Below are 19,047 nucleotides of genomic sequence, written 5' to 3'. Positions count from 1 at the left end.
CCAAAGCTTTGTAATTAATCAAAAGACAAACCATGGCCAAAAGGGTATAATGGGTTTTTTGAATCATAAGGGACATCTTCTTTTTGATTCTCTACCGCTTCCATAGATGATGGTATTTCAATAGGAAGTTTGCCACTTGGATTGAACTTTCCAAAAATCAGTTCGAGAATTATTTCATCTTCACATTCAAAATCTGCTATTACGGCTTTACTGGCTGCATTAATATCAGGAACCACTGGTGGCCTTTCCATAGCAAGAACGGTTATCGTGGGTTTCGTATTCGCCAGCTTCAGAATCTTGTTTTTCTCCTTTTCCTCAAAGTCCAGCCGACCCTGATGGATAAATCGTTCTAAAAAACTTTCCCCGGTTGGCGGAGAAAAAGGTGTTTCCAATTTTTGAATGACAACATCGGCATCAGCTATATTCGAAACTATTTGGGGGAATTTATCTTCCAGACCTTCGCCCATTCCTTCAATGTATATTTTTTTGTCATTGGATAGCGGTAAAATATTGTTTTCATTTTTCAAAAGAACCAGTGCTTTTCGCTGTGCCTCTTTTCCTTTTTCAACAAAACCAGGGTTGCCAACGATATCCAAATTTTCCTCATCCACATATGGGTTTTCAAAGAGTCCCAATCGGAATTTATCCCTTAAAATCCTTCTCAGGGAACTATCTATTCTATCTTCAGAAATAGCACCTTCCTTTAACAGTTCCAATACAAGATCTGTTCTGGATTCACCACCCATCATATCGCAACCAGCGTCCAATATTTTCTTAACTCGTTCCTTTTCACTCAATTGTTCAACACCCCAGGCCGAGGCATCCTTTACGGGCATGTCTGTTACAATAGCCCAATCTGTACATACCACTCCATCAAATCCCAGAGAATCCCTCAATAATCCAGTAATGATATCTTTATTATAAGAAAAACCTACATCTTCACTCGTTTGTCCAATCGGAATTCCATAGTATGGCATAATCTGAGCCGTATTAGCCTCAAAAGCACCTTCGGTAAAGGGTATCAGATGATAATCAAAATTGTTGCCAGGGTAAACTTGTCCCTTTCCACTGGCAAAATGGGCATCAAGTCCACCTTCCTGCGGGCCGCCTCCTGAAAAGTGTTTGGTCATACATGCCACGCTTTTTTTACCCAGGCTATCACCCTGAAAGCCTAAAACATATGCTTTGGTAAGCTTTGCTGCTAAATGGGCATCCTCGCTAAAAGTGCCTTTATTCCTTGCCCAACGGGGTTCCGTAGCTAAATCGGCCATAGGATGAAGGGCTACTCTCAGGCCCAGGGCCACATATTCCTGCCGGCCAATATCTCCAAATTCACGTACAAGATTAGTATCGCGTGTAGCTCCCATACCTAATGGAGAAGGCCATCTGGAAAAAAATCTCGTCCCAACACTTGTTCCAACATTAAAGCCTTTGCCATGTCTTGGGTCTGTGGCTATGGTGACAGGAATCCCCAAACGGTTTCTTTCTGCCATTTTCTGTAATTTATTATTCCATTTTGCCGTTGCCAGAGCGGTGGGGGTTTCCATAATATTAAAATGGGTCATTTTCTTTTTGGCAACCATAGAAGATGCAGTCTCTAGCATCATAGAAAACGGATTGCCCAGGGATGGTATTTCACTTAATTCACCATCCTCTTCCATCATCAGCATATGAATGAATAGAAGACCTGATTTCTCTTCCTGATTCATCTGTGAAATTAAATTTGTTATCCTGTATTCAATGTCCGCCCGGCTGTCTTCATAGACATCCAATTCCCCATTCTTATTAAGATCACGGTAGGTATGTCCTTCGTAGGTTAGGGTAGGGGCTTCTTCTCCAAGCAAGTCCATATTGGCCGAAGATTCGCGGTGCCATTTAACGGTAAAAAACAAATAAGCAAGTAGAAGTAACAAAGCGATACTTCCTAGTATAATGCCGGTAATTTTTAAAACTTTTTTCATGATTCCAGGATTTAATTTTATTCTTGTTTTTTGTAACTCCAGACAGCTAATCCATTCATAACAAGTGCATAGAGTAATGTTTTTAGCATCTGGGGCAAAATATCTGTAAAAGATGATCCTTTGAGCATTACCATCCGCATTACCTCAACAAAATATTTGATGGGGTTAAACTCTGTAATGGCTTGTGCCCATTGAGGCATACTCTCTATGGGTGTAAATAACCCACTCATTAAAATAAAAATAACCATAAAAAACCAGGCTATAAACATGGCTTGTTGCTGGGTATTTGTAAAATTGGAAATAAATAAGCCTATCCCTAAAACAACAAATATATATATGGATGTATAGGCGTACATCAGGGCTAAACTTCCCACTATTGGAATGTCAAAAACAAGTCTGGCAATGATGAGTCCTATGGTTAATAAACCTATTCCTATAACCCAAAATGGAAACAATTTTCCGATGATAAACTGCTTTTTTTGTATAGGTGTAACATTTATTTGTTCCAGAGTCCCGATTTCCTTTTCCCGTACAATATTCATCCCGGACAGGAACAGGGTAATCATTGTAACCAGTAATACCAATATGCCGGGGACCATAAAAGTTTTATAGTTTAAGGTTTCATTATACCAAAAGGAAGGAATTGTTGTGATCTGTAAGGGACTATTAATTTTATCTGAAGACTGCATCAATTCAGTTCTTAGATTCTTATTAAAACTTTGTATAATCTGGCTTACGTAAACGCTTTCCACACCAGCTGTTGCGCCATCTATTGCATTTATGGTCAGTCCTAATACATTTTGTTTTTCCTTAATCAAAACCCTTTCAAAATAGGGTGGTATTTCTAATACCACATCTACATCACCATTTAGCATTGCAGAATTTGCCTGTTTTTCGGAAGCATAATCAGTGAGGACATTAAAATAGGTTGATGCGTTGAATTTTTCCAGTAATGCACGTGAGGTTGGTGTACGATCATTATCCAGATAAGCAAATTTGATGTTCTTAATTTCAAATGTTGCCGCATTTGCCAGGATCAACAGCTGAATTATGGGCATAACAAAAATTATAGGCAGCATGCCCTTATTTCTAAAGATCTGCTTAAACTCTTTTTGTATGATGTATCCAATGATCTTCACTATTCCAATCTAATTTTATATTTCTTAACACTTACCCCAATAAAAAACACCGTCATTCCTAATAATATTAAAGTTTCTTTCCAGATATACTGAAGCCCTACACCTTTAAGCATGATCCCTTTTATAATGATGATAAACCATTTAGCAGGTACTATGTTGCTGATAAGTTGAAGGATGAAAGGCATGCTTGATATGGGGAAAATAAATCCAGATAACAAGATTACAGGAAGCATAAGCCCCATTAAAGATATCATCATGGCTGTTTGTTGCGTCTGGGCAATTGAAGAGATTAAAATGCCCAGGGCTAAGGCGGTAATAATAAATAAAACACTTTCCAGGCCCAATAAAATCAAACTTCCCTCAACTGGCATTTTAAAAATAAAGATGCTCAAAACAACAATTACTATGGCGTTTATTACCGAAAGAAAAATGTAGGGTACTACTTTTCCAACAATAACCTGAAAGGGTTTTAAGGGAGAAACCAGGAGAATTTCCATTGTACCTAATTCTTTTTCCCTGGTGATTGAAATAGAAGTCATCATGGCCGATACCAGCATTAAAATAATAGTCATAACGCCGGGTACAAACATAAAAACACTTTTTAGTTCAGGGTTGTAGACCATCCGTGTTTGCGGAACTATTTGATAGGGAACCCCCCCGGATTCATTCTGGCTTTGCTGGTATTTTTGAAGTATTGCCGTTACGTAATTATAGATTGTGTTCGCCGTATTAGGGTCTGTGGCATCCGTGATTATTTGCACATGAGCTTTGCCATATTTGATTAATTTTTGACTGAAATCTTTTTCGATATTTAAAACAGCCTTGACTTTACCTTGTTTAAAAGCAGTTTCTATATCTGCTTCTCTCTCAATAAACTGATCTATACTAAAGTATTCAGAAGCCGAGATGTTATTAATAATTTCCTCTGTTGTTGCATCTTTGGAATGATCTAAAACTGCTATGTCCACATTGTTGATTTCATTGGTAATAGCGAAACCAAACAGCAAAATTTGAGCAACCGGCATTCCAAACAGAATAAACAGCGACCGCTTATCCCTGAAAATGTGATAAAACTCCTTAATGATGAATCCTCTGAAACGTTTCATATCATTTCTGTTCTTATCCTCTTGCTAATTTTAAAAACACATCATTCATTGTTTTGGCACTGTACTGTTCTTTCAATCTTTTTGGAGTATCCAAAGCCTCAATTTTACCATTTACCATAATAGACACCCTATCACAATATTCTGCCTCGTCCATATAATGTGTTGTCACGAAAATGGTGGTGCCCTTGCTTGCTGATTTGTAGATCATTTCCCAAAACTGCCTTCTGGTAATAGGATCTACTCCACCGGTTGGCTCGTCTAAGAATACAATTTTTGGTTCGTGTAACAGAGATACGGAAAAGGCTATTTTTTGTTTCCAGCCCAGGGGTAATGAACCTACTAATTTATCAGTGTGATCCTGTAATCCTAATTCTTCAATAAGTTCACTTGTCTTTTCTTTGATTCTTGCTCTCGTAAGACCATAAATACCCCCAAAAAACGTAATATTTTCTTTTACGGTTAAATCGTCATACAAGGCAAACTTCTGACTCATATAACCAATGTTCTTCTTAATGTCTTCGGCTTCTGATGCTACATCAAAGCCCGCAACTTTTGCCTCACCTGCTGTTGGTTTGGAAATTCCAATCAACATCTTCATGGCCGTCGTTTTACCGGCTCCATTCGCCCCCAGAAAACCAAATATCTCACCTTTTTTTACATCAAACGTAATAGCACTAACAGCCGTAAAGTCACCAAACATCTTGGTTAATTCTTTAGCTTCTATGACGCTGTTTTTTTCCATTATTTAGCTAATTCCATAAAAGCATCCTCTATGGTGGGTTGTGTAATTTCTATTGCAATATTGGCTAATTGTTTTTCCTCTAAATAAAGCTTCAAATGATCCGGATTAAAACCGGTTCTTTTATCAGTATAATGAACAAATTCACCAAAAGGATAAACACTATGGCTATGTTCGTAAGCTTTTAAACTTTGAATTAATTGATACATATTATCCCCACGTACGTTATAAATAGATTTTGGATATTGTTTTATAATGGCATTGGGTGAATCTATTTGCAGTATAATCCCATCCTGAATCAATGCAATCTGATCACATAATGCCGCTTCATCCATATATGGTGTGGACACTAAAATGGTTATCCCTTTTAGTTGTAAGCGCTTAATCATTTCCCAGAATTCCTTTCTGGACACCGGATCTACTCCTGTAGTTGGCTCATCTAAAAAAAGTACTTTTGGTTTATGGATAAGAGCGCAACACAACGCCAGCTTTTGCTTCATTCCACCAGAAAGTTTCCCTGCTCTGCGGTTCTTAAAGGGTTCTATCTGCACATATATGTCTTTAATTAAGTCGTAGTTCTCTTCTATGGTCGTCCCAAAAATCGTTGCAAAGAACTTCAGATTCTCTTCCACTGTCAAATCCTGGTATAATGAAAACCTGCCTGGCATATAACCCACGCTTTCACGGATAATTTTATAGTCTTTTACAAGGTCCAAACCTGCAACACTGGCTTGTCCTTCGTCTGCAAACAAGAGCGTGGTTAATACTCTAAACAAAGTGGTTTTACCTGCGCCATCAGGGCCAATTAAACCAAAGAGTTCACCTTCTTTGACCTCAAATGAAATGTTGCTTAAAGCTTTTACGCCTTTATAGGATTTGGATATGTTAGAAACAACTATACTCATTAGTTGTTATCAGTAGTCATCCATACTTCTGCAGGCATTCCTATTTTTAGGCTTCCATCATTAGGTACATCTACCTTTATAGCGTATACCAGGGCCACACGCTCCTCTTTGGTTTGAATGATTTTTGGAGTAAACTCGGCTTCTGAAGCTACCCAGCTAATTGTACCAATATGAGATTGCATAGCATCTGCATCATCAATTTTAACAGTAACTTCCTGTCCTATTTTTAGTCCGGCCAATTGGGTCTCACTTACATAGGCCCTTAATTTCATAGTACTCAGATCTGCTACTTTATAAAGCGGTTTACCAAAAGAAGTGATTTCACTGGCTTCGGCATATTTAGTTAAAACCGTTCCATTAACCGGATTAATTATTTTACTCTTTAAAATTTGATCATCAATCTGCCTTAATTGTATATCAATGCTTTTTAGTTCGTTAACCACCGGGGCATTCTGGATTTCAACACTTAAAATTTGTTGTTTTATCACATCTATTTCGCCATTAATATCATCTAATTGTTTTTGGGTACCCGCATTGTCTGCAATAAGATTTTCTGCCCGAAGTTTGTTCGCATTAGCGGTTTTAAGTTTTGCGTTTAAAACAGAAATTTGGGACAATACACTTTTGGATTGTGAAGAGACCACAGCTTTGGATGATAACATTTGTTCTCGTTTCAGGGAGAGTGGAATGGTATCTATATAACCAATAAAGGCCCCTTTTTCAAGAAGGTCACCTTCTTTTACATTAAACTGCATGAGTTTGCCGTTGTTCTCTGCAGAAATAGTTATTTCTGTGGCTTCGAAATTTCCATAACCATCTGCTTTGCCGTTATCACCGCCGCATGATGACATACTTAACACGAGTGTGATTATTCCCAGTATATACGCCGTTTTATTTTTCATTTTTGACCTTGAATTATATTATAGTTTGCCTTTGCTAGTTCCAATTGAATTTTATGAGTAATTAATGTGTTTTCGTCTGTGAAAAGATTTGTTAATTCTGTGATATAGGCCGAGGAAGTTATCACCCCGTTTCTCAATTGTGAATCTGCCGCATTAAGTACTTCTTTTCGCAACTTAATAATTTCTATATCTGAAGCAATAAATCCGGAAATTTTATCGATTTCAGATTGTTGCTGCCGGAGTTCTATGCTGGTGTTCAAATTAAACACATTGGTTTCTGTATCTATGATGTCTTTGTTAATAGACAAGGACTCACGCTGTTTTTTATTGGCATTCCAATCAAATACATTCCAGTTGACTTTTAAGCCAACAACATAAAACGCCTGAAAGGAATTATCTAAAGGGTTTAACCCCGGATTTCCATAGCCACCATCTGCAAAACCATACACTTTAGGCAGATTTTGCCTGGATAATAATTGATCTGAAGTTTCTATTTGCGCTTTCTTAAGCTGAAATAATTCCAGTTCGGGTCTGAATAATTGGGGGCTTAAATCTGTTGTGATCTCCGGGTTCTGCAGGAGGGTAGATGAGGAGATCTCTCTGCCAATAAGGGATCCTAAGGTTTGAAGCAAACTAGCCCTGTTTAAATCCAATTCTATAAACCCCTGATTAATTTTTAATAGCTCTGCTTCCAGCACTTTATCTGAAGCGGGTAGCAGTGTACCATTCCTGATACCGGATTGCACCTCTTTTAGCTTTGCTTCGAGTTGTTCTCTTTTAGCTACTAACAGTGCCCTGTTTTCCTGTTGTAATAAGATGGAAAAATAGAGTTGGTTAAGCTGTTTTTTTAATTGATATAAATTCACTTCCACCTGTTTTTGTTTGGTCCTTAAACTGGCCGATTCCGCATCTATGGAAGTATTAATTAACCCGCCTCCATAAATTAACTGATTCACCGTTAGCGTTGCACGGTACTGGTCTTTATTGGGCGGCACAATCCCAGTATCCGGCAGGGGAATTACAATTACATCGGACTGGTAGGTTGCCTGGGCATTCAAATTTAATTTTGGCAGTCGTTCGGTTTCAATAGCTTCTATATCTATGGCATTTTGTTTTTCAAAAAGCTCAGATTGCTGCGCTAAAGGATAGTTGGTATCTACCAAATCATAACAATCATTTAAGGTGAGCTGTTCCTGTGCAAAAGCACCCAAGGACATTAGTACTATCAGATAGTTACTTAATTGTTTCATGAGCTAAGCTTTTATGGAATTAATAATGAAGTCGGCGACTTCTGTTTTTCTGTCTTCCACAAGTTGTTTAAAAGCTTTGTCATCTATATTTACAAAGGCCTTTATTAAAGGGGAAGCCACAAATGGAAATATATTCAAAGCCATAATGTTTATGAATAACTGTTCTCCTTTTATGGGCTTGAGTATTCCATTTTGGATTTCGAGAGCTATCTGTTTTTTAAATTTTTCAATATTTGGAAATCCTTTCTTCTCCTTCATTTTTAAAACAAAATTGGGATTTCTGTTGAGCTCCTGGATAATAAAAGTAGGCAGATAAGGGTGCTTGCTGATAAATGAAATATAATTTGAGGTGAAGTTTCTGATCTTTTCTTCCACTGAGGAATCATCGTTTAAAATAGCGTTTAACTGAGGGGCCAGAAGGGCGAAAGCAGTACTAAAAACAGCTTCAAAAAGCAGTTGTTTGCTGCGGTAGTAGTAGTGCAGCATAGCTTTATTGATGTTCGCTTCATCTGCTATTTCCTGCATTCTGGCACCGTCCATTCCTTTGTTTTGAAATACACGTTTTGCCGCTTCTAATATGATGTGCTCGGTTTTGGAATCTTTGGTCTTGGACATTGTCAACTATTTAGTTTAACCATATGGTTAGCAAATATATAAAAAATCGATATTCCAATCTAACTACCTTAAAATTTGTTTTTATAATTTCACATTCAGTAAAGTACACCACTACTTAATATTCCCAAATTAAATTAAATATGAGAAAACAATTTGGTGCAAGAGCCTCAAAAGCAGATTTAGAAAAATATTCCCTATCCAATCATTGGGATGGAACAAAGTTTGACAATCTGGAAGTCACGACAATGGACATTAATTTTCAAAACATACCTAAATTACTCTATAAACAGTTTTGCGAAAAGGAGGGAAGGGCACCCCAGAATAAATTGCCCATCAAAGCATTTGATAAAGAAGCCTTTTTAAAACCATCGGTACAAACAAAGTTTGTTTGGTACGGCCATTCTGCTGTATTACTAAGAATGAATGGTCTCACTTTATTTATAGACCCTATGTTGGGGCCTAATGCAGCGCCAATTGCCCCGTTTCCTGTAAAGCGCTTTAGTGATAAGACCCTGAATTTGATTGATGGATTACCTCAGATAGACCTCCTCTTGCTTTCTCATGATCATTATGACCATTTAGATTTTGAGAGTATTCAGAAATTAAAACCGAAAGTGAAACACTATTTTGTGGCACTGGGAGTTGCCCGTCATCTGGTTAAATGGGGTATCCCCAAAAATGATATTACAGAATTTGACTGGTGGGGTAACCAAAGTTTTAATACCATAGATATAACCTTTACACCAACAAGACATTTTTCCGGGAGAGGTCTTACAGACAGGGCAAAGTCTCTTTGGGGAGGTTGGGCTTTTAAAACGGTTACAGAAAATATATGGTTCAGTGGCGATAGTGGTTATGGTGGACATTTTAAGGACATTGGCACTCGACTGGGGCCATTTGACTTTGCTTTTATGGAATGCGGACAGTACAACAAAAACTGGCACCAGATTCATATGTATCCAGAGGAAAGTGTACAGGCTGCCTTAGATGCCGGAGTTACTAAAATTATGCCTGTACATTGGGCCGGATTTACTTTGGCACAGCACAGCTGGACCGACCCTGTTGATAGATTTGTGAAAGAGGCGGCAAAGCAACAAATATTATTTAGTAACCCTGTCCTTGGGAGCTTGCATACGCATCACGAGGAGATAAGGCATAGGTGGTGGGACAAAATTACCTAAGCTTTTGTTTTTTATTAGGTAACTTAGTAAAACAAAAATTGGAAGCGCTGTGGCCTACGATGAATACTTAGCGGATAGAATAAAACAAATCCTGAAAAGTCTTGGAGTAGCCCATACCACAAAAAAAATGATGGGCGGGCTATTATTCTCTGTAAACGATAAAATGCTTTGTGGCATCCATATCGATAAAAAATATGGCGACAGTCTGCTGATGGCCAGAATAGGTGAGGAAACGTATACGAAAGAAATAGAGAAAGCAGCATGTCTGCCCATGGATTTTACAGGAAGACCCATGAAAGGTTATATTTACGTAACCCCGGATGGCTGGGACCTGGATAAAGATTTGGAGTATTGGTTAAAGCTTACCCTGGCATTTAACCCTCTGGCCAAAGCGAGCAGGAAAAAAGCCAGGAGGAAATAATCAATCATTTTAAACTTATTCTCATAACCCGATGCAACAGCACAAAGGTATTAGCCGAAGAAAATTTATTGTTCAATCCGGTTTACTAATTTCAGCCTCAATGGTTACTCCTTCAGGATTTGCCTTATCTGGTTCAAGTAAATATAAAATGGGACTGCAGCTCTTTACTATAAGAGACGCCATGGAAAAGGACCCGCTGGGTAGTTTAAAACAAGTACGATCCCTGGGCTACGAAGACCTGGAGATCTATGGTTATGATGGGGATACGGGTAAATACTATGGTTTTAAAGCTACCGAATTCAAAAAAGTACTGGATGACCATGACCTTACCACCTCTAGTGGGCATTACAACTTACCGGCTTATTTTGACAAGTCTGAGGCAGATCTTATGCGTTATGTAGACCAATGTATTGAAGGTGCCCATATTTTAGATCAGGATTTTATAACCTGGCCCTGGCTCGCTCCAAAATTCAGAACAATGGAAAATTATAAAATACTTGCCGGCAAACTGAATCTGATAGGAGAGCGTGTCAATAAATCCGGGCTGGGTTTTGCATACCACAACCACGATTTTGAATTTCTGGATCATCATGGAGAAAACGGTTACGACCTCATTCTGAAGGAGACAGACCCTTCTCTAGTAAAGTTGCAGGTAGACCTGTATTGGGTGATGCATTCTTCCATGCTGAGTCCGGCAGAATTATTGAATAAACAACCTGGGCGATTTGTGATGTGGCACATAAAAGATATGGATAAAATTACCAGAGATTATACTGAATTGGGTAATGGGTCTATAGATTATATAAGCATGCTGCCAGAGTTATCGCTTTCCGGGCTTCAGTATTACTACATAGAACAGGGAGGTAATTATGCCGTTAATTCCATGCGTAGTATTGAGGACAGTGCGGTGTACTTTAAAAAATATCTTAAAAAATTCCTCTAGTTCAATAACGAATCCGTTTTTGCAATTAAACGGCATAAACTGAAAGCTATAGCCCATTATAACGACGAAGAGGCTAATTATAAAAATCGGTATCAAAAAACACCAAAAAAAATGAGAACAAAATTCATGAAGCAAACGGCCGTACTATTCACACTGGCGCTGGCCATAGGATCCGGTAATCTCCTTAGCGGGCAACAAGTCGATGCTAAATCTAAAGAGTTGGTAAACGCTATGACAGAGGTTAATGGGGGCTATCAAAAGATTGCCGCAAAAAAAGATGTGCAGTTTACTTATATCTATGACAATATGGATAAGGGGCGAGATGTTTCTACCGAACGGCATATTTTTAACGGAGAACATTCGTGGGGTTCTTACAAAGAGCATAAGCGCAATGTATTACCCAATAAGGAAGGGGTAGCCGTACAATCATTGGTAAGTGGCAAACCTGCACTAACATTGGACGGTAAGCCAATTACAGACCAAAAATCACTTGATGGAACCGTTTTTTTACGAAAAGTGAACTTCTATTGGTTTACTATGATGTATAAATTAAAAAACCCGGGAACCAATTACAGTTATTTAGGAACAGAAAAAGTAAATGATATTACCTATGATAAAGTAAGCCTGACTTATGATGCTGATATTACAAAGAAAGAAAAGAACGATGAGTACATCTTGTATTTCAACCCCGACACCCATTTAATAGATCTTTTCTATTTTTCATTACCGGATTGGGGAATAAACGAGCCCATTTTAAAGATGACCTTAGCCTATGAAATCATTGATGGCATTTATCTGACTACGGTACGGGAGTCTTACGGCCCCAATGAAAAGGGAGAGTATCTTTTAAATGGCAGGTATACTTTTAAGGATATAAAATTCAACAATGGATTTAAAGTGGAAGATTTTAGACTTTAGAGTTCATTCCAGACCAGGTATCTTAATTTAGAGCTTGCTTATCTGTTTACTTCTTACCTATCCTTTTGATGACAGGGCTTCTTTCAGGCAAGAGCATACCAACTATGGTATTGGTTGAGAATTGACTGCGGAAGATTTGGACTGTAACAATTAGCAAATAGCTTTATCTATACTTTAAACGTGGGCCGTTTAAAGCATTATTTTTATGGAGAAGATCGTATTTGCCTTTATTCACCTTGGGTTACCCTTATTACTGCTTACAGATTTTTTATTACGAAAGCCTAAAAGTACGATTGGTTTAATAACAAGGACCATATTATACACTGCTATTCTCTTTTTTCTTTACCTGTGGGGGCAATGGCCTTTGGTAGGCAGCTATTATTTTAGATATCTACTCCTGCTTCTCATTATCTGCATTGTTGGCAGCGCTATTGTCCGGTTCAGATCAGCCAACTTGGATAAACCTAAAAGTATCTTTAAGAAGATAAGTATAGGGATAACCATTGCAATTTCACTCCTGGTTATAATGATGGTTTATAATGCATTACGGGGCCAGTTTTATACTGATCAGGCAATTGAATTGACCTTCCCTTTAAAAGGGGGTACGTATTATGTTTCCTCTGCAGGGTCCCATAAAATAATCAACAATCACATTCGGGATATTCCCACAGCACAGCACTACGCCATGGATATCAACAAGTTAGGCGCCTATGGTGGTGCCTCAAAAAAAATCCTATCGGCCAGAAATACAGATCACCATATTTTTGCGGACACCGTATATTGCCCGTGTGATGGTATTATTTTAGATACAAAAACCACTGTCAAGGATAATGAAGGCAGTAGTATGAATGTTAGCGCTGAGGATGGCACCGGTAACTATGTGGAATTAAAATGTGATGGTGCTTATATTTTTATCCCCCATTTTAAACAACACGGGATCTTTGTTTCCAAAGATAGTTACGTAAAGCAGGGAGCACCCCTGGGTTTGGTAGGCATTTCAGGGTTTTCCCAGGAACCCCATCTTCATTTTCAGGCTGCAGCTTACGATAAAGATTCTGTAATGGTAGGAATTCCCATTAAATTTAATGGAAATATTTTATCCCGAAATGACTTGTACAGCAATTAGCCAAACTTACTTACCAATACTTAAGATAATAACCTATAATATATTACATATGTGCATGTTGGATTTATTTTATTTAGGCCAATTAAATAATTTTAAAGCCATCCACGCATAGTTTTGGGTAAAATTCTTTAGGATGTACTTCCAAAAAGCTAATATTGCTCTCTATTGTAAAGCATATGGAGCCTAAACGAAATGTACCCTTAATTATAAGTGCCTTCTTCGCCATTTATGTGATTTGGGGCTCAACCTATTTGCTCAACAAAATTGCAGTAGCAGAATTACCGCCCTTTATGCTGGCAGGCGTTCGTTTTACGGCAGCCGGACTCTTAATATTTGGCATTGCGGCTATTTTAGGTAAAAGCCTTCGAATTACCAGAAAACAACTAGGGAATACAATCCTTGTGGGCTTCTTGTTTTTGAGTTTTGGGAATGGGGTAGTGGTGTGGGCCCTGAAATATGTGGACAGCAATTTTGCGGCGCTGGAGATCTCTGCCCAACCCCTCATAGTCCTTTTAATGATGTGGATCCTTCAGGGGAAGAAAATACAAACTACCTCTTTAGTAGGAATTTTTCTGGGGATCATTGGCATGTACTTACTTATCAACCAGAAGGCAGTCCTCCAGCAGGAAAATGCTTTGTTGGGCATTGGTATGATCTTTTCGGCTATGCTGGCCTGGGCATATGGCAGCCTTTTTGTGGGCCGGGCCGATTTCCCGAAAAACTTTTTTGTAAATACCGGCTACCAGATGTTTACCGGGGGCCTTATGCTTGGTCTTATGAGCCTGGCTTTTGGCGAAACCTGGAGCCTGCCAAATACCTGGAGTGCCAAAACCAACTGGTCCATGCTTTTACTCATCATTTTTGGCAGCATTGTGGCTTTTACCTCCTTTAATTATCTGCTGAAAACAGTTTCCCCGGAAAAGGTGGCCACCAATACCTATGTGAACCCCATTGTTGCTATGTTCCTGGGTAGTTATTTTTTGAATGAACCAATTAGCCTCCAATCCATTGCTGCAGCTAGTATATTGCTTACAGGCGTTTACTTTATAAATACAAGGAAAAAAATAGTTCTTTTGGGAAGATTTAAAAAATAAATACTTTACCATTACATGTATTTTTAGAACAGCATGATGATGTGACAAATGCGCATTGAAACTTACTTTATAAAGCCCATAGGCAGCTAGTTTCTAAAAAGCTGCCTTTACAACATGACGGAGGATACTTTTTCAGATTACTTAGAAATGTAAAGTCAATAAACTTCATTAAATTTAATATCAATTTTTTTGTGATGAATCAAAGAATTCTTTCTGCGGTCATGTTCACCGATATTGTGGGGTATTCTGCCCTTTCGAGCCGAAATGAGGAAGAGGCTTTGGATCTGGTACGTATTAACAGGAATCATCAAAAGCCCATTATTGAAAAGTATGGTGTTTTCGTTAAGGAAATGGGCGATGGTATGATGGCCAGGTTCTCAAGCGCCTCTGATTCTGTATTGTGTGCTATGGAGATACAGGATACTGCACCTAAAGAATTAGCTGAAAAAATTAGAATAGGAATTCATCTCGGTGATGTGACCGAAAATGACGGGGATATTTTTGGTGATGGAGTAAATGTGGCATCTCGTCTGGAATCAAAAGCAGTAGCTGGTAGAATATACATGAGTGATTCTGTTCATAACGCTATCAAAGGTAGGGGAGACATCATCACCAAATATGTGGGCACATTTAAATTAAAGAATCTAAGGGATCCTATCAAAACCTATGTAGTTGTCAAAAAAGAAGAACAACACAAACGCTCACAATTTAACAAAGCAAAATGGTGGAAGGCATTACTTTATGCACTGGTCATTGTATTGTTGGCATCTTTTCTTATCGAATTGATAGCTTTTCTGGTTAAAAAAAATAACATGGATGAGGGACTTGTAGATATCGCAACCTTGGTTTTGGTATTTTTAATAACGGGCTATTTTATTTTTGTTTTATTAAGGGGTAAACGGGTCAAACTTATTTTAGCTCTGGTTGGGAATCTATTGATTGGAATCATTACAATAGTATACTTCCTTATAAATCCGTTGACTTTTAATCCAGGTTCGCTGAGATTGGTGAATTTAGACTGGGGAACCCAGGATAAGGATTTCCAAAATTCTGTTGTATTACTGCCAACTTCCAATTATGTAAGTGAAGAAAAAAAATATGAGATTGCTGGTATACATGAAGGTTTAATAAATGAAATTGGGAAACGAGGATCTGTTCGTGTCATCTCAAAGACTTCCTCCTTACCATACTCAAATACTACAAAGTCCTTAAAGAACATTGCGCAAGAACTGAATGTTGAGATGCTTGTTGAATCTTCTGTTAGTGTAAAAGACACCTTCACTGAATTGACAGTTAAACTCATAAATCCGTTTCCTGAAGAAAAAACATTATGGCTAAATACCTATAGTGTTTCAATTCCCCAAATTTCTCAATTATATAACGAGGTTGCTACCAACCTTATCTCAAAAATTAATGATGTAAATCTTCCTTCCAATCAAACAGACAAAACCTCTTACAAAAAAATAAATTCTGAAGCCTGGGAATATTATCAATTAGCTACTTATTTTGTGGGCAATATGACCAGAGATGGATTTGACAAAGCGGAAGAATATTTAAACAAATCAATTGAGATAGATTCCACTTTCTCAGCAGCATATAGCGGGTTATCATTTACATGGATGTCTAGAAAACAAATGGGTTTGATATCTCCAAAAGAGGCAAATTCAAACATAAGAAAATACGCTGCTACGGCAATGCAACTAGACAACACCAACGATGTAGCATGGGCCGCGCAGGCCGGCCTTGCTGTGTGGACTGACTATGACATGGAGCTCGGGGAAAAATCTTTTCAAAAAAGTATTGCCTTAAATCCGAATGCATCCATGACAAGAGCTGGATATGCGCATCTGCTGATGATCTTAAACCGCTGGGATGAAGCCTGGGAACAAATGAATTATGCGCTAGAAATTGATCCACTAAACCCTTTAGTTATTTCATTTAGTGGTGCAATGTACTTGATGGAAGGAAAATTTCTAAGTGCAACCAAAAAATTTGAAACAATCACTGCCATGGTTCCTGATCATAGAATGGCAAATAGCTGGCTGCTGCAGAAATATGCGAGAACTTTTCAATACAAAAAAGCATTAACTGAATTGAAAAAATTTATTGATGTTGAAAAATTTCTGGGCCTGGAGGAATCTATTGACGAGGTTGCCAAACAAAGTGGGTTTAATGCTGCCTTGAGATATACGGTAGAGGAATTGTCAGAACAGAGTGAAATAAGATATATTCCCGCCGGTAAAATGAGCATATTGTATACATTATTGGGAGATACGGAGGGTAGGATTTTTTGGCTTGAAAAAATGTATGAAGACAATAGTGGCGATCTGCCATATTTCGCCATTAGAAATGATGATCCTATACAGGAAGATCCCCGATATATCGCTGTCATGAGAAAAATTGGTCTGTGGCCATGAGGCTCATTTCCTACCTTTTCGTACTGGCGCTCTTTTGTCAGGCAAATGCACAGCAGGCTTTTGAAGCAGGCAAGCTAACAGATTCCATTCCTGTCGCCAATACCACCAATGAGACTTTTGCACTATACCTTCCCACATCTTTTGAGGCTTCTCAACCTTCGGCGATACTTTTTATTTTTGAACCAGGGGGCAGGGGAAGGCTGGGCGTTGAAACTTTTATAGAGGCTTCTGAAACATATGGTCATATCCTGGTATGCTCCAACAATTCCAGAAATGGTCCTTATGAACGAAATTTTAATATAGCAGCCAACCTTTTCGATCATGTTTTTTCCAGTTTTAATATCAATGGAGGTCAGTTGTATTTCGCTGGTTTTTCTGGTGGCTCTCGTTTAGCCTGGGCCATAGCGTTGGCAGCCGGGAACATAGCCGGTGTGATTGCATGTGGGGCCGGGTTTTCGAAAACCCCATCATCAATTCTCGCAAAACAGGAATTCTCTTATGTAGGCATATGTGGGAATAGAGATATGAATTATCGTGAAATGCTGGATGTCGAAGCCTATCTGGAACAAACAAACCAAGATCATACCTTAATTACGTTCGAAGGTGGTCATAGTTGGCCACCTGTGGAAGAGATTATTAAGGCCTTTGATTGGCTGGATATCGAGGCTCATAAAAAAGGAAAAATTATAAAAGCAAACAATGAAATATACAAAAGCTACAAACAAAATTTTGAAATCGCAGAAAAAGCTGAGATCAATGGCCATATGTTGAAAGCAGCGGAAAATTATGAGCGTGTCCTAACCACTTATGGTTCCATATATACGCTGGATACTGTTATGGCCCGTTTAAATATCCTTAAAAAAGGGAGATCTTATAAAAGAGCCTTAAGTGACAGAACTTTGGCTTTCGAAAAAGAAAAGCAATGGACCAGCACTTTTTTTAAGCGTTTTGCGGAAGACTATAACCAGCCAAAAAAAATTGATATGCAATGGTGGAGAAAAAAAATAACCCAACTAAATGACAAATACGCTGACGCTGGTATTGAATTTCAAAGAATGCTGGAGAGGGTGCAGTTTAATCTATACGCAATTGCCTTTTCAAGAATGAATCCTTTACTATATCAATCCAGTGAAGAGCAAAAGAGTTTTTGTACTGCGCTCGGCAAACTGGTTTATCCGGATTAAGATTGGCGTTTTTACCATATTACCCTCAATAATTCTTTTTGAAACCATAAATTTAAAATGCAATAGATTCTAAATGCTTCGTCTCTATAAATGAGGAGCATTTTTAAGAGCGCTCTTGTATGGCTAAAAGCACTGAAAATAAAACGAACCTGAAGCAATTTTTTAATGCAGAGTATCATGTACTTAAAAATTATGTTCGATCAAAAATTGAAGATTCTGCAGACAGGGATGCAGAGGATATCCTTCAGGACGTGGCGTTAAATATATTTTCCAGGGAAGATCACCTGACTCCGATAAACAATATCGCTGGTTTTGTATACCGATCCATACGCAATAAGATCATAGACACTATGCGAACCAAAAAGGTAAGACTAGACCTGGATGAGTCTTTCGAAGAGAGTTTGGCAGAATTAGCTGAATTATTTCACGGGGATTCCTCATTCGCAGATGCCGATGAATTAAAAGCGCAATTAAAAGAAGCTATCCTTCACTTAAAACCAAATTATAGGGAGGTTATACTGGCCATCGACTTTGAAAATCTCAGCTATGCTCAGCTGTCATTGGATTCGGGAGTTCCCCAGGGAACGCTAATGTCAAGGCGTCACAGAGCACTCTCCTTACTATATAAAGAATTAGAAAAAAATAGAATAACAAATAAAAATTAAAAGGAATGACACATTCAAACACACAAAGGAAAAAGATTAAAAAGATAGTCACCGTGATATTTTGGGTAATATTTGGAACAATCGCTATGGCGGCATTCGCCCTCGTATTCGGTTATGTAACAATGCTTTTATGGAATTGGCTTATGCCGGCCCTTTTCGGACTGGGTACCATAGGATTTTGGCAAGCGGTAGGTATATTGGTTCTAGCCAAAATACTTTTTGGCGGTTTCGGCTCAAATAAATTTGGAGGTAGATCTGGAAGAATGAAGTCGCGTTTTAAAGAAAGGTGTCGAGAAAAAGGATTATCTAAATGGCAACATTATGACAAATTCTGGCAGGAAGAAGGGAAAGCGGCTTATGAAACATATAAAGAGCGCCTGGAGAAGAATTGAGCTGTGCCTTCAAGCTGTTTAGCTGCCTGGTCTTACATATCATTACTTTGAAGCTTTGGTATTAAACCTTGGTTCAAACTGTCTAATAG

18 protein-coding genes are annotated in these 19,047 nt (G+C 38.3%); 10 read left to right on the top strand and 8 right to left on the bottom strand.

Going from position 1 to position 19,047, the window contains the following annotated elements; translation table 11 throughout:
- Window positions 1-14: 14 nt before the first annotated feature.
- From ABJH90_RS02590 to ABJH90_RS02555, 8 genes are read right to left on the bottom strand one after another with little or no spacing between them, the layout of a single operon-like run.
- Complete coding sequence (locus ABJH90_RS02590; RefSeq protein ID WP_348142020.1) at window positions 15-1,961, bottom strand: glycoside hydrolase family 3 N-terminal domain-containing protein; 1,947 nt, start codon at window positions 1,959-1,961, stop codon at window positions 15-17.
- 17 nt (window positions 1,962-1,978) lie between these two features.
- A complete protein-coding gene (locus ABJH90_RS02585) occupies window positions 1,979-3,100 on the bottom strand; it encodes an ABC transporter permease (RefSeq protein WP_348142018.1) in 1,122 nt (373 codons plus the stop codon).
- Window positions 3,100-4,206, bottom strand: coding sequence for an ABC transporter permease (locus ABJH90_RS02580; protein WP_348142016.1), 1,107 nt, complete (start codon window positions 4,204-4,206; stop codon window positions 3,100-3,102). The genes ABJH90_RS02585 and ABJH90_RS02580 overlap by 1 nt, the downstream gene beginning before the upstream one ends.
- A gap of 13 nt (window positions 4,207-4,219) precedes the next feature.
- Window positions 4,220-4,948 carry an ABC transporter ATP-binding protein gene (locus ABJH90_RS02575; protein ID WP_348142014.1) on the bottom strand — a complete coding sequence of 243 codons (729 nt, stop codon included), beginning with the start codon at window positions 4,946-4,948 and terminating at the stop codon, window positions 4,220-4,222.
- Window positions 4,948-5,850: an ABC transporter ATP-binding protein gene (locus ABJH90_RS02570; RefSeq protein WP_348142012.1), complete on the bottom strand. Its 903-nt coding sequence runs from the start codon at window positions 5,848-5,850 to the stop codon at window positions 4,948-4,950. The genes ABJH90_RS02575 and ABJH90_RS02570 overlap by 1 nt, the downstream gene beginning before the upstream one ends.
- A complete protein-coding gene (locus ABJH90_RS02565) occupies window positions 5,850-6,752 on the bottom strand; it encodes an HlyD family efflux transporter periplasmic adaptor subunit (RefSeq protein ID WP_348142010.1) in 903 nt (300 codons plus the stop codon). Before ABJH90_RS02565 ends, ABJH90_RS02570 begins: the two co-directional genes overlap by 1 nt.
- Window positions 6,749-8,002: a TolC family protein gene (locus ABJH90_RS02560; RefSeq protein WP_348142008.1), complete on the bottom strand. Its 1,254-nt coding sequence runs from the start codon at window positions 8,000-8,002 to the stop codon at window positions 6,749-6,751. The genes ABJH90_RS02565 and ABJH90_RS02560 overlap by 4 nt, the downstream gene beginning before the upstream one ends.
- Before the next feature lie 3 nt (window positions 8,003-8,005).
- Window positions 8,006-8,617, bottom strand: coding sequence for a TetR/AcrR family transcriptional regulator (locus ABJH90_RS02555; protein ID WP_348142006.1), 612 nt, complete (start codon window positions 8,615-8,617; stop codon window positions 8,006-8,008).
- Window positions 8,618-8,757: 140 nt separating this feature from the next.
- Between ABJH90_RS02555 and ABJH90_RS02550 the strand changes: the two genes are divergently transcribed.
- The 10 genes from ABJH90_RS02550 (at window position 8,758) to ABJH90_RS02505 (ending at window position 18,958) form a co-directional block, all read left to right on the top strand.
- On the top strand, window positions 8,758-9,798 hold the full coding sequence (locus tag ABJH90_RS02550; RefSeq protein ID WP_348142005.1) for an MBL fold metallo-hydrolase: 1,041 nt from the start codon (window positions 8,758-8,760) through the stop codon (window positions 9,796-9,798).
- Window positions 9,799-9,847: 49 nt separating this feature from the next.
- Complete coding sequence (locus tag ABJH90_RS02545) at window positions 9,848-10,219, top strand: TfoX/Sxy family protein (protein WP_348142004.1); 372 nt, start codon at window positions 9,848-9,850, stop codon at window positions 10,217-10,219.
- 31 nt (window positions 10,220-10,250) lie between these two features.
- Window positions 10,251-11,162 carry a sugar phosphate isomerase/epimerase gene (locus tag ABJH90_RS02540; protein ID WP_348142003.1) on the top strand — a complete coding sequence of 304 codons (912 nt, stop codon included), beginning with the start codon at window positions 10,251-10,253 and terminating at the stop codon, window positions 11,160-11,162.
- Window positions 11,163-11,273: 111 nt separating this feature from the next.
- On the top strand, window positions 11,274-12,080 hold the full coding sequence (locus ABJH90_RS02535) for a DUF6503 family protein (RefSeq protein WP_348142002.1): 807 nt from the start codon (window positions 11,274-11,276) through the stop codon (window positions 12,078-12,080).
- Between the two features lie 205 nt (window positions 12,081-12,285).
- Window positions 12,286-13,206 carry a M23 family metallopeptidase gene (locus ABJH90_RS02530; RefSeq protein WP_348142001.1) on the top strand — a complete coding sequence of 307 codons (921 nt, stop codon included), beginning with the start codon at window positions 12,286-12,288 and terminating at the stop codon, window positions 13,204-13,206.
- A 176-nt stretch (window positions 13,207-13,382) separates the two neighbouring features.
- Window positions 13,383-14,300 carry an EamA family transporter gene (locus tag ABJH90_RS02525; RefSeq protein WP_348142000.1) on the top strand — a complete coding sequence of 306 codons (918 nt, stop codon included), beginning with the start codon at window positions 13,383-13,385 and terminating at the stop codon, window positions 14,298-14,300.
- Window positions 14,301-14,494: 194 nt separating this feature from the next.
- Complete coding sequence (locus ABJH90_RS02520) at window positions 14,495-16,717, top strand: adenylate/guanylate cyclase domain-containing protein (RefSeq protein ID WP_348141999.1); 2,223 nt, start codon at window positions 14,495-14,497, stop codon at window positions 16,715-16,717.
- The gene (locus ABJH90_RS02515) at window positions 16,714-17,901 is read left to right on the top strand and encodes a hypothetical protein (protein WP_348141998.1); all 1,188 of its coding nucleotides are present in this window, start codon (window positions 16,714-16,716) and stop codon (window positions 17,899-17,901) included. The genes ABJH90_RS02520 and ABJH90_RS02515 overlap by 4 nt, the downstream gene beginning before the upstream one ends.
- Before the next feature lie 119 nt (window positions 17,902-18,020).
- A complete protein-coding gene (locus ABJH90_RS02510) occupies window positions 18,021-18,566 on the top strand; it encodes an RNA polymerase sigma factor (protein WP_348141997.1) in 546 nt (181 codons plus the stop codon).
- A gap of 5 nt (window positions 18,567-18,571) precedes the next feature.
- Window positions 18,572-18,958: a hypothetical protein gene (locus tag ABJH90_RS02505; protein ID WP_348141996.1), complete on the top strand. Its 387-nt coding sequence runs from the start codon at window positions 18,572-18,574 to the stop codon at window positions 18,956-18,958.
- The last annotated feature ends 89 nt before the right edge of the window (window positions 18,959-19,047 follow it).

The sequence above is a fragment of the Eudoraea sp. genome, from assembly GCF_039969275.1.
In the GTDB taxonomy this organism is placed as follows: domain Bacteria; phylum Bacteroidota; class Bacteroidia; order Flavobacteriales; family Flavobacteriaceae; genus Eudoraea.
This window is presented reverse-complemented; position numbering and strand designations above follow the sequence as displayed.